Below are 11,388 nucleotides of genomic sequence, written 5' to 3'. Positions count from 1 at the left end.
GCATCGAGCCTCCGGACAGCGGGACCACCCCCGGGCAGGACCCGCCCGACCGCACATTACGGCGTGGGACGATCCCGCAGTCGCGGCAGCGGGACGGCGAGCAGCGCCGCCAGCAGGGCGATCCGGGGAGCCAGCTGATCCACCCGGATGTGCTCGTGCCGCGCGTGCGGGCCGGCTCCGACCGCGCCGAGGCCGTCCAGCGTCGGCAGGCCGCGCGCACCCGCGAGGTTGGTGTCACCCGCGCCGCCCGCCGGAGCGCCGTCCACCTGCTGACCGAGCGCCGCAGCCAGCGAACGGACATGGCGCAGCAGCGGATTGCCCGACCGCTCCGGCCATGCCGGACGGCTGGACAGGACCTCCGCCCGCACCCGGGCGCCCGGGCGCAGCGCCGTCAGGTGGGCCAGGTGGTCGAGCGTCCGGCGCTGCGCCTCCGGCGTGGCGAAGCGGAGCCCGAGCTCGGCCTCCGCCCGGCCCGCGATCACGTTGGCCCGCGTACCGCCACTGATCCGGCCGGTGTTGAGTTCGGTACCCGGCTGGCAGGCCAGCCCGCGCACGGCGACCAGCTGGTCCACCAGCTCGTCGACGGCCGAGACGCCGTTGGCCGCGTCGTTCCCGGCATGGGCCTCGCGGCCGGTGACGGTCAGCAGCACCCGGGTACTGCCCCGCCGGGCCGTCTTGAGCCGGCCGTCCGGATGCGGCGGCTCCAACCCCAGTACGGCTGCTGCCCCCGGTAGTTGACGCTCCACCAGGCGCCTGCCGTCCGGACTGCCTATCTCCTCGTCGGCCACCACGATCAGCCGCACCGGCCGGTGCGGACGGCGGCCGAGGTCGGCGAGCAGGGCGAAGGCGCCCTCCAGCAGGGCCAGGCCCGCCTTCATGTCGAGCACACCGGGACCGCTGAGCAGCCCGTCCTGCTCGGCCACCGGCCAGTCGGCGAGCGTACCGACCGGCCAGACCGTGTCGTGGTGGCCGACCACCAGCAGGTGCGGCAGGGTCTCGTCCTCCCCCGGCCAGGTCAGTACCAGGTGGTCACCCGCCGGGCCCGGTTCACGCCGGACCTGCGCGCCGGTGGCCTTGAAGCCCGACGCCAGCTCCTCGGCCAGCGCGTCGAGCCGGGGCGCGTCCCCGCTGGGCGATTCCATCCGGGCCAGGTCGGCGCAGCGGCGCCGGACCGCCCCCGCCAGCGTCCGGGCCCGTGAGCTGAGGGCAGTCGGCAGGCCGGGGAGCGCTGCGGTGGCGGCCGCCACGGCGGTCGCGGTGGCGCTGGCGGTGGCGGTGGCGGTGGCGGTGGCGGTGGCGCTGGCGGTGGCGGTGGCGGTGGCGGTGGCGGTCGTCGGGGCTGAGGTCGTGACAGTGGTCGGGGCGGCCTTGGTGGCTGCGCCCGCCTTGGACTCCGGCTCGACCGAGGCCGGGGCGGTGACCGGAGCAGCCTCCTGTCCCGCCTCGGGGGCCGGGGCGGCGGGGGCGACGGCAACCGGAGGAGCGGGCACCTCGAACGCGAGCGGCACGGCCAGCGCGACGGCCGGACCGACGGCGTGGGGGCTCAACGGACGCCTCCCCGGCCGCCGCCGGTACTCGACGGCCGAGCCGGGCGTCCGGCGGCCGCAGACACCTCGCGGCACCCGCGGCACCCCGCTGGGCCCTGCCCCCCGGCCCCTGCTCCCGCCTTCTTCACTGTCCTCGATGGCCCGCACGACCCGGGTGCGGTGGAACGGCTGGGCAGCATGCCTGGCAACATTGCGTCCTCCTCGCTCGATCCGGTGACCCCGGTCCGATCCGGTGCCCCCGTGGACGGCGGCTTCGGTGCGACGGCGCAGTGGCGGCACCGCCGCAGGGGAAGCCGAGATGTGAGCCTAGAAGAACCGTTCGGTTTCCTGCGAGGTGGCCCTGCTCCCAGCACGCCGGCCCCGGGCCCCGCCTCGGGCGCCTGCCCGGCGATCGGCCGGAGGCGCTCGGCGCGCGGGCCTGGACCGACGCGCGAGCGCGGTCGCCTGATCGCGCCCACCTCCACCATGGACCGCGCACCTCGAATCGGCAGCGCAGACAGCCCCTGAGCACCGTATCCACGCCGGATGGGTGACAGCAGGTCAGCCCCTGGTACGAGATCGGGGCCCGGCGAGCGGGCGGCGACGCGGGAGTTGTGCGCTGGAGCGGTACGCGCGGACCCCGCGCGGGATCGATGCGCGCACCGATGCGGGGACCGATGATGGCCACGGGGCCGGCCCCGGCTCCGCGTCGAGCCAGGAGGAACCCGGGATGACTGTCACGGTGAACGACAACACGGATCACAACCGCTTCGAGGCGCGGGTGGACGGTGCCCTCGCGGGCTTCGCGGAGTACATCCGCAGCGACCGGCTCGTGGTCTACCCGCACACGGAGGTCGAGCCGGCCTTCGAGGGGCAGGGCATCGGCGGCACACTGGCCCGCGCCGCCCTGGACGACGCTCGGGAGCGTGGGCTGCCGGTCCTGGTGACCTGCCCGTTCATCAAGACCTGGATGCTGCGGCACCCGGAATACACCGACCTGGCGTACGAGAACCAGAGCCGGGTGAAGGACTGAGACGGGGGCGGGGGCGAGGAGCACGGCTGACGGCTGACGGCTGTCAGGTGACCGATGACCGATGACGGGAATCAGGTGACAGCAACGCGATGACAGATATCGGATGACAGATATTGAAATCTGTCATCCGATACTCCATAGTTGACAGTAGCTACCGCCCACACACCCCCGGAGCCCTCCATGACCACCCCCGCCACCCCCTCGACCCCCAGCCACTCCCTCCCCACCCGCACCCTCGGCACCACCGGCCCGACCACCTCCGCCATCGGCCTCGGCTGCATGGGCATGTCCGACCTCTACGGCCCCGCCGACGAGGCCGAGAGCATCGCCACCATCCACGCCGCGCTCGACGCGGGCATCACCCTGCTCGACACCGGCGACTTCTACGGCATGGGCCACAACGAGCTGCTCATCCACGACGCCCTGCGCGGGCGCGACCGCGACGCCGTCCGGATCAGCGTGAAGTTCGGTGCCCAGCGCGGCCCGGACGGCAGCTGGCTCGGCTACGACGCGAGCCCGGCCGCCACCAGGACGGCGCTCGCGTACACCTTGCGCCGGCTGCGCACCGACCACATCGACGTCTACCGCCCGGCCCGTCTCGACCCGGCCGTCCCGGTCGAGGAGACCGTCGGCGCGATCGCCGACCTGGTGAAGGCCGGCTACGTCCGCCACATCGGCCTCTCCGAGGTCGGTGCCGAGACCCTCCGCCGGGCCGCCGCCGTGCACCCGATCAGCGACCTGCAGATCGAGTACTCGCTGCTGTCCCGGTCCATCGAGGCGGAGATCCTGCCCACGGCGCGCGAGCTCGGCATCGGCGTCACCGCCTACGGCGTACTCTCCCGCGGTCTGCTCAGCGGCCACTGGGACCAGGCCCGCGACGTCGCGGGCACGGACTTCCGGGGTTTCAGCCCGCGCTTCCAGGATGACAACCTGACGCACAACCTGGGCCTGGTGGAGGCCCTGCGGGCGATCGCCGAGGCCAAGGGCGTCAGCGTCGCCCAGGTCGCCATCGCCTGGGTCGCCTCCCGCGGCGAGGACATCGTCCCGCTGGTCGGTGCCCGCCGGAGGGACCGGCTGACCGAGGCCCTCGGCGCCCTGGACGTCACGCTCACCCCCGCCGACCTGGCGGCCGTCGAGGCCGCGGTCCCCGCCGGGTCCGCCGCCGGGGACAGGTACGCTGCCGCACAGATGGCCCACCTCGACAGCGAGCACTGACCGGCAGCGCAGGCACTCCTGCGCCGGCCGCCCGGCCGGCGCCGCCGTACCACCCGTAAGGACGTACCCTCCCGTGACCACGGACAACGCACTCACCCCCGAGCAGATCCTGAGCGCGGCGGAGGACGTCCTGCGGCGGTACGGCCCGGCCAAGGCCACCGTGGTGGACATCGCCCGCGCGCTCGGGGTCAGTCACGGCAGCGTGTACCGCCACTTCCCCAGCAAGGCCGCGCTGCGCGAGTCGGTCACCCAGCGCTGGCTGGACCAGTCGCACGACCAGCTCTCCGCGATCACCATGTCGCCCGGGCCGGCCGTCGAGCGACTGCACCGCTGGCTGGCGACGCTGTTCGCCGCGAAGCGGAAGAAGGCGCTGGACGACCCGGAGCTGTTCGCCACCTACATGACCCTGGTCGGCGAGTCCAGCGACACGGTCGTCGCGCACGTCGAGACGCTCACCGCGCAGATCGCGGAGATACTCCACGACGGCATCGACCAGGGCGCGTTCACCCCGACCCATGTGCAGACGGCGGCCCGCGCGGTGTTCCAGGCCACCGCGCACTTCCACGACCCCGCCTACGCCGGCGAGTGGTCCCGTCCGACGGCCGAGGCCGACTTCGAGGGTCTCTGGACCTTGCTCCTCAACGGGTTGCGCAGGCACTGAAACCGGGTTCGGGCGACAGTGCCGGGCCTGTCCGCAGCCCCAACGGCCACCACGGGCACCAGGAGCACCACGGCCGCAAGGGCCCGGACGGGCCCGGCCCCTTGCGGGAGCACGCGCCGGTAAACCCGTCGTCACGGCCGCACCCCACCGGGCAGACTGGCCCCTCGGTCATTCTCACCCGGAGGACAACATGCGCGCGCCGGTCACCGCTCTCGACAGCCTCCAGGGTCTCGCCCTAGGCGACGCCTTCGGGGACCGGTGGTTCTCCGTCCCCGCCGACGAGGCCGCCGCCGCGCTGGCCGGCCGGGTACTGCGCCGGGCACCGTGGCACTGGACGGACGACACCGCGATGGCAATGGTTCTCGTCCGGCACCTGGTGTCCCACGGCGAAGTCCGGCAGGACGAGTTGGCGCGCGGCTTCGCGGCGGAGTTCACCCGCGACTACGGCCGCAAGTACGGGCCGTCGATGTACCAGGTGCTCCGGGCGATCGACGACGGGGCCGACTGGCGGGCCGTCACCTCGGGGATGTTCGGCGGGCAGGGCTCGCACGGCAACGGCGCGGCGATGCGGGTCGCCCCGCTCGGCGCCTGGTTCGCCGACGACCTGGACGCGGTCCAGGAGCAGGCCGAACTGCAGGCGGTCACCACGCACTTCAACCCGGAGGCGGCCGCCGGGGCGGTAGCGGTCGCACTGGCGGCCGCGTTCGCCGCGCGCAGCCGCGGCGGCGCGGCGCCCGGGCGGGCGGAGTTGCTGGCGGAGGTGGCGGGCCGGCTGCCGGACAGCGATGTGCGGTCCGGCCTGCGGGTCGCCGCGCGACTGCCCGGCACGGCGAGCGTCCGGCATGCCGCGGCGGTGCTCGGTTCGGGGCGGCAGATCTCCGCCCAGGACACCGTGCCGTTCGCCCTCTGGGCCGCCGCAGGGCAGTTGGACTCACTGCCGGACGCCGTCTGGCACACCCTGGGCGGGTGGGGCGACATGGACACCACCTGCGCCATCGCGGCCGGCGTGGTCGCCGCCCGGACGGGCCTCGACGGCGTGCCCGCAGCCTGGTGGACCGCCCGTGAGCCGCTGCCGGACTGGGTCGCGGCCGGGGCCTGAAGGAGCGGCGGGGCCTGAGGACGCGGCGGGGCCGGTCAGCTGCGGGAGTTGCCGAAGAAGATCCGGTAGGCGATCAGCAGCACCAGGGCCCCGCCGACGGCCGAACCCCAGGTGGCCAGGTCGAAGAAGTGCGCCGACACGGGCCGGTCGAACACCCGGGAAGAGATCCAGCCGCCGACGAAGGAGCCGGCGACGCCGATGAGAGTGGTGACGACCAGGCCGCCGGGGTCGCGCCCCGGCAGCAGGAACTTGGCGATGGCCCCGGCCAGGAGCCCCAGTACGATCCACGCGACGATGCCCATGCTGTTCCTTTGCCCTCCGCTGCGCGTCCCGAATCCGGGCCGCCCCGCCTTGAGGGACGTCCGGGCCCGCCGGCCGGTTGCGGGCCGGGCGGCGGCCAGCGCGATTCGCCCGACCACACTCTGACACCGGGTCACCGGGCGGGCGTTCGAACCCCTAGGCTGTGCGCGGAACGATCAACGGATGATCAGCAGGCGGAGGTCCTGGTGGAGCAGATCAGCAGCCGGCAACCGGAGGCCGCACCCTCCGCGGATCTGCGGCCCGACGTGCCGCACCCCGCGCGGATGTACGACTACTACCTCGGTGGGAAGGACAACTTCCCGGCCGACCGCGAGGCCGCCGAGCGGGCCCTGTCGGCGAACCCGGAGTTCCGCTCGACCGCCCGGGCCAACCGGGGCTTCCTGCAGCGGGCCGTGCGGCACGTCGCCGAGCAGGGCATCGACCAGTTCCTGGACATCGGCACCGGCATCCCGACCGCCGGCAACACCCACGAGATCGCCCAGCAGGTCGATCCGCAGGCCCGGGTGGTGTACGTCGACAACGACCCGATCGTACTGACCCACGCCCGCGCCCTGATGGCCGGCATGGGCCGGGGCCGCACGGACGTGCTGCAGGCGGACCTGCGCGATCCGGCCGGGATCCTGGCGGCCGCCCAGGTGAAGGAGCTCCTGGACTTCGACCGTCCGGTGGCCCTGGTGCTCGCGGCGGTGCTGCACTTCATCCCGGAGGAGGACGAGCCGTACGGGATCGTCCGGGAGCTGCTGGCGGCGCTCGCCCCGGGCAGCTACCTGATCCTGTCGCACGGGACGGCCGACTTCATCCCCGCCGAGATCCGCGACCGCGTCACCGGTGTCTACACCAAGGCGACGGCGCCGCTGGTCGGGCGTTCGCGCGAGGCCGTCCGGCAGTTCTTCGACGGTCTGGAGCCGCTGGAGCCGGGCGTCGTCACCGTGCCGCTCTGGCGTCCGGAGGGGGAGCCCGCCGCGGGCTCGGAGCGGGTCAGCATGTACGGCGGGGTCGCCCGCAAGGGCTGAGCACGAGGATCGCGCACGCCGCACACGGGAGGCCGGGGCAGCACGCCCCGGCCTCCCGCCCGTTCCCGCCCGTTCCCGCCCGTTCCGCTCCCGCCCGTCCCGGGCCGGGCTTTCTCCCAGCCGGGCCCCGGCTGCCGGGCGGCGTTAGGCTCGGCGTTGTCCGGGCCGCGGTCCAGGTCCAGCTCCCGGTCACGGCCCAGGCACTGCAACCCGTTCGGCCCCGACGGTGTTGAGGTAGGTGATGGATGAGATGACCCTTCCGCTCACCGAGCTGCTGGCGACCGACCTGGACGACGGATTCACCGAACTCGTCCGGACCCAGGCCGCCGCCGTCCGCTCGGTGCTGCTGCGGTTGTCCGGCTCCGCCCGGGAGGCCGACGACCTGGGGCAGGACACCTTCCTGCGGGCGTACACCGCGCTGCGCGACTACTCGCCCGAGCGGCGTCGCGAGCTGCAGCCCAGGGCGTGGCTGCTGACCATCGCGGCCAACGTGTGGCGCAACCACGTCCGCACGGCGACCCGGCGGCCGGCCACGGCCGACGGCGTGCAGTCGACCGAGATGGAGTTCCCGGACCGCGCGCCGGGGCCGGAGCAGAAGGCGATCGACGGGGCGCAGCGCGACCGGCTGGTCTCGGCACTGGCCGCGCTGCCGGAGCACCACCGGCTGCCGGTGGTGCTCCGGCACGTCGGGGAGCTGAGCTACCAGGAGGTGGCGCTGGCGCTGGACTCCCCGGTGGGCACGGTGAAGGCCCAGGTGTCGCGCGGACTGGCGGCCTTACGCTCGGCTCCGCTGCTCGCCGGGGACCTGGCGGCGTTCCGGCGGCCGGCGACGGGCTCCGGGCCCGGGCCCGGGCGGGGCGAGGGGCTGCACAGCAAGGAGGTGACGGGATGAACGAACGGAACGACGCCGGACGGGTGAACGGCTCACCGCACGCTGCGGACGAGCACGGGGACGGGCCGGCGGACGAGCTGGCCGGCGGGCTGGCGGAGCTGTGGGAGCCCGCGCCGGCCGGGTTCGCCGCGACGATCCTGGAGCGGGCGGGCGTGCCGGCCCACCGGTACGACCGCTATGTGCGGATGGAGAGCCCGGTCGGCGAGCTGTACGTGGCGCACGGTCGCGGTGCGGTGACGGGTTCGGCGGCAGTGGCCTGGTACACCGGAGCGGAGGGTTTCGAGGCGGCGTACCGGGCGAGGACGGGCCGTTCCGTGCTGCCGGTGGTCAAGCCGCCGCCCGGGTTGGTGGGCGCGTTGCGGACGGGCCGGGACAAGCTGCTGCGGTACGAGTTCGGCCCGGTGACGCCGGAGCAGCGGGCCGTCCTGGAGGCCGTCCGGGCGATCCCGTTCGGGCAGTTGCGGCCGGCTGCCTGGCTGGTCCGGGAGGTCGGCGGGGTGCTGTCGGCGGAGGAGGCGCTGAGCGCGGCCCGGGCCAATCCGGCTCCGGCGCTCGTGCCGACGCACCGGTTGAGCCTGCCGGACGGCACGCCGGCGGACGTCGGGATGCCGGACGGCTTCGCGGAGCTGCTGCGCGACCGGGAGGGGATCGACGAGGAGCGGGTCGACCGCTTCGCCCGGTCCGGTGCCCGGTTCCTGGGCAGCGGCACCACCCGAATCTTCTGCTACCCGACGTGTGCGCACGCGCGCCGGATCACCGAGCGGCACCAGGTGCCGTTCGCGTCCGCGGACCAGGCCGGGGCGGCGGGATTCCGGGCCTGCCTGAGCTGCCGCCCGGTGGCGGTCTGAGGCCCGGTCGTCCGCCGTCCTGCCGTCCTGCCGTCCTGCCGTCCGACCTGCTGCGTCCGCTCCAGTCCCTCCAGTCCCCCTGGTCCCTGGAGCCCCTTCAGCCCCTTCAACTTCCCGCTCGTCCTGGGAGAGAGATTCCGATGATCGACACGTTCCGCACCACCCACCGCACCGGCATCGGTGCCCTGGAGCTGGTCACAACCGACCAGCACCTCGTGCACTGCGCCTTCGTACCCGCCTCGACGGACGGGTTGTGGCGGGCCGGGCTGGCGGCTCCGTCCCAGATGTCCGGGCATCCCCTGCTGACTGCGGCGGTGCAGCAGCTCGACGGCTATCTGGCCGGTGAACTGCGGGAGTTCACACTGCCGCTGGACCTGCGGCTGGCCACCGCGTTCGGCCGCCAGGTACTGGCCGCGCTGGACACGGTCGGCTACGGCCGGACGGCGACCTACGGCGAGCTGGCCCGGGCGATGGGCCGGCCGACGGCCGCGCGGGCGGTCGGGGCCCGGCTCGGCGCCAACCCGCTGTGCGTGGTCGTCCCGTGCCACCGGGTGGTCGGCGCCAACGGTTCGCTGACGGGGTACGCGGGCGGCACCGAGGCGAAGCGGCGGCTGCTCGCGCTGGAGGGCGGCTGAGGCGGCTACGGGGCGATCAGCAGCCGGGCCGCCAGCGCGACGAAGACCAGGCCGACGACGGCGTCCGGCACGCGGGCGGCCCGCCCGTGGGCGGCTGCCGGCCTGCGCCGTGCCAGCCACCGGCCGAGCCGGTGGGCGCTCTCGGTCAGCACGAGCAGCCACAGCGCTCCCATCGACAGGTAGACGGCGGCGAGCAGCGCCATGGCCGGGCCGGGTGCGGCGCCGGCCGGTACGAACTGGGGCAGGAAGGCCAGCAGGAACAGCCCGACCTTGGGGTTGGTGCCGGTGGAGGCGAACCCGAGCAGGAAGCTGCGCCCGAAGGCGCCGCTCTCCCCCGTCCCCGCCTCACCCTGGCTGCCCGCCGCGCCCCGGGCGGCCCACGCCCCGTGCACCGCGCGCAGCCCCCACCAGAGCAGCAGTGCCGCGCCGGCCACCCGGAGGCCGGTGAGGACGGCGGGCAGTGCGCTCAGCAGCGCCGCGACGCCGGTGACGGCGAGCGCCGCGTGCCCGGCGCCGGCCGTGATCATGCCCGCAGCGGCGGCCAGCGCCGGGCCCCGGCGGCGGTGGCGGCGGACCAGGCCGGTCACCAGTACCGCGTCGGGGCCCGGCGTGGCGATCACCGCCGCGCAGCTGCCGAGGTAGGCGGCGGAACACGCGGCGGCGAGGACCGCGGCGCTCACCCCTGCCCTGCGCCGTCCGGTCCGTCCGGTCGGTCCTGTCCGTCCTGTGCAGCCGACGCCGCCGACGCCGCCGAGGCGCCCGGATCGGCCGGACCGGCCGGACCGGCCGGATCGACTGCCTCGATGACGAGTTCGCCCTCCATCCTGCGGACGGCGGCGATGTCCTCGCGGATCTGCTGCGCGTCCTCGTGGGCCAGCACCACGAAGCCCAGTTGCAGGGTGTCCAGCAAGTCCCGGGTGGCGCGCACTGGGTCGCCGTCCTTGAGCTTGACGGCGGAGCGGTGGTGCGAGGCCAGCTGTTCGACCCCGGCGAGGGCGGCGGCGTTGCGGATGGTGCCGGAACTGCGGGCGATCAGGAAGAGCACCGTCATCTCGCGGAGCAGCCGGTAGCCCTTCGGGATGCTGCCGCCCTCGGTGAACCAGCGCACCGCACGGTGGAGTTGGCTGTCACCGGTGGCCGTCCGGCAGAAGTCGGGGTGGCCGCCGCCGTGCGGGCGGGAGTTGACCTCGACCAGGCGCGGGCCCTCGGGGGTGAGCATCACCTCGATGTGCGCCGCGCCGTAGCGGAAGCCGACGGCGTCGAGCACCGCCTCGGCGTACGCGGTGAGGACGGGCACGGCCGGGTCGGTGGGAGCGACCCAGCTCAGGCTCTCGTAGACGGCCATCTGCTCGCCGTTGTCGATCTTCCCGTACCGGCAGACGTCGGCGACGGTGTGCCGGCCGCCGTGGCTGAAGGTGTCCACCACGTACTCGGTGCCGAGGGCGTACTCCTGCACGACCATCCGGTCGTTGAGGTTGCGCCACTGGTTGGTGCGGCCGAGCTGCGCGTCGAACGGGACCCGCCAGTCCTGGCCGGCGGGCACCCGGGTGACGCCGTCGGTGCTGCCGCTCTTCGGTGGTTTGACGACCAGGTCGCGGCCGGTGAGCCGTTCGGCGGTGAGCCAGTTCTCGACCTCGGCGCGGTCGTCGGTGCAGATCTGCCGGATGCCGGGCAGCCCGGCGGCGCGGACGGCGAGGGCCATCGCGCCCTTGTCCCGGCGGGCGGCGGCCAGTGCGGGGGTGTTGACGGTCTCGGGGTGCAGCCGCTCGGTGAGCCGGTCGGCGAGTTCGACGCCGCTCTCCGCTCCGGGCAGGACGCACCTCGGGGCGAGCGGGCGCAGTTGGGCGACGAGGCGCTCCACGTCGCCGTCGAAGCCGAGGACGTGGGTGAAGTCCGCGGGGCGGAACGAGTCCGCGTACGCGGCGGGTACCTCGGGGTAGGAGGTGACCGCGACCACGGGCACGCCCGCCGCGGCGAAGGCCGGCGCGTACATCCCGCCGGAGGAGAACGGGTCGACGATGACGGCGGGGCGGCGTGGGTCGGGTGCGGCCAAGGCGGGGACTCCCAGTCTGTCGGAGGCCGGCCGCCCGGTCGGACGGCCGGCCCGAGAACCGGTGCCCGGCTCTCGCCGGGCAGGGCCTGGCG

The 11,388-nt window shown here is 74.6% G+C and carries 12 protein-coding genes; 8 read left to right on the top strand and 4 right to left on the bottom strand.

The window, feature by feature from the left end:
- Positions 1–56 precede the first annotated feature (56 nt).
- Complete coding sequence (locus ACFUK0_RS37520; RefSeq protein WP_380258074.1) at positions 57–1,547, bottom strand: M20 family metallopeptidase; 1,491 nt, start codon at positions 1,545–1,547, stop codon at positions 57–59.
- 709 nt (positions 1,548–2,256) lie between these two features.
- Between ACFUK0_RS37520 and ACFUK0_RS37515 the strand changes: the two genes are divergently transcribed.
- The 4 genes from ACFUK0_RS37515 to ACFUK0_RS37500 all read left to right on the top strand — a co-directional run bounded on the left by ACFUK0_RS37515 (position 2,257) and on the right by ACFUK0_RS37500 (position 5,534).
- A complete protein-coding gene (locus ACFUK0_RS37515) occupies positions 2,257–2,559 on the top strand; it encodes a GNAT family N-acetyltransferase (RefSeq protein ID WP_380258072.1) in 303 nt (100 codons plus the stop codon).
- A gap of 180 nt (positions 2,560–2,739) precedes the next feature.
- The gene (locus ACFUK0_RS37510; protein WP_380258069.1) at positions 2,740–3,774 is read left to right on the top strand and encodes an aldo/keto reductase; all 1,035 of its coding nucleotides are present in this window, start codon (positions 2,740–2,742) and stop codon (positions 3,772–3,774) included.
- Positions 3,775–3,847: 73 nt separating this feature from the next.
- Positions 3,848–4,435, top strand: coding sequence for a TetR family transcriptional regulator (locus ACFUK0_RS37505; protein WP_380258067.1), 588 nt, complete (start codon positions 3,848–3,850; stop codon positions 4,433–4,435).
- A gap of 190 nt (positions 4,436–4,625) precedes the next feature.
- Complete coding sequence (locus ACFUK0_RS37500; protein WP_380258065.1) at positions 4,626–5,534, top strand: ADP-ribosylglycohydrolase family protein; 909 nt, start codon at positions 4,626–4,628, stop codon at positions 5,532–5,534.
- 35 nt (positions 5,535–5,569) lie between these two features.
- On the opposite strand, the gene ACFUK0_RS37495 is transcribed toward ACFUK0_RS37500, so the two are convergent.
- Positions 5,570–5,836 (bottom strand): GlsB/YeaQ/YmgE family stress response membrane protein, encoded by a 267-nt coding sequence (locus ACFUK0_RS37495; protein ID WP_380258063.1) that lies wholly within the window; start codon positions 5,834–5,836, stop codon positions 5,570–5,572.
- 204 nt (positions 5,837–6,040) lie between these two features.
- Here ACFUK0_RS37495 and ACFUK0_RS37490 point away from each other — a divergent pair, with 204 nt between their 5' ends.
- The 4 genes from ACFUK0_RS37490 (at position 6,041) to ACFUK0_RS37475 (ending at position 9,243) form a co-directional block, all read left to right on the top strand.
- Positions 6,041–6,868: an SAM-dependent methyltransferase gene (locus ACFUK0_RS37490; protein WP_380258061.1), complete on the top strand. Its 828-nt coding sequence runs from the start codon at positions 6,041–6,043 to the stop codon at positions 6,866–6,868.
- Positions 6,869–7,118: 250 nt separating this feature from the next.
- Positions 7,119–7,760, top strand: coding sequence for an RNA polymerase sigma factor (locus ACFUK0_RS37485; RefSeq protein ID WP_380258059.1), 642 nt, complete (start codon positions 7,119–7,121; stop codon positions 7,758–7,760).
- The gene (locus tag ACFUK0_RS37480) at positions 7,757–8,608 is read left to right on the top strand and encodes an Ada metal-binding domain-containing protein (RefSeq protein WP_380258057.1); all 852 of its coding nucleotides are present in this window, start codon (positions 7,757–7,759) and stop codon (positions 8,606–8,608) included. The genes ACFUK0_RS37485 and ACFUK0_RS37480 overlap by 4 nt, the downstream gene beginning before the upstream one ends.
- Before the next feature lie 140 nt (positions 8,609–8,748).
- Entirely contained in the window at positions 8,749–9,243 is a 495-nt protein-coding gene (locus ACFUK0_RS37475) for a methylated-DNA--[protein]-cysteine S-methyltransferase (RefSeq protein WP_380258055.1), read from the top strand.
- A gap of 5 nt (positions 9,244–9,248) precedes the next feature.
- Here ACFUK0_RS37475 and ACFUK0_RS37470 read toward each other — a convergent pair whose 3' ends face one another.
- Positions 9,249–9,923 (bottom strand): LysE family translocator, encoded by a 675-nt coding sequence (locus ACFUK0_RS37470; RefSeq protein ID WP_380258052.1) that lies wholly within the window; start codon positions 9,921–9,923, stop codon positions 9,249–9,251.
- Entirely contained in the window at positions 9,920–11,296 is a 1,377-nt protein-coding gene (locus ACFUK0_RS37465) for an ATP-grasp domain-containing protein (RefSeq protein WP_380258049.1), read from the bottom strand. The genes ACFUK0_RS37470 and ACFUK0_RS37465 overlap by 4 nt, the downstream gene beginning before the upstream one ends.
- Between the last annotated feature and the right edge of the window lie 92 nt (positions 11,297–11,388).

The organism is Kitasatospora sp. NPDC057223 (assembly GCF_042669755.1).
Taxonomy (GTDB): Bacteria; Actinomycetota; Actinomycetes; order Streptomycetales; family Streptomycetaceae; genus Kitasatospora.
This window is presented reverse-complemented; position numbering and strand designations above follow the sequence as displayed.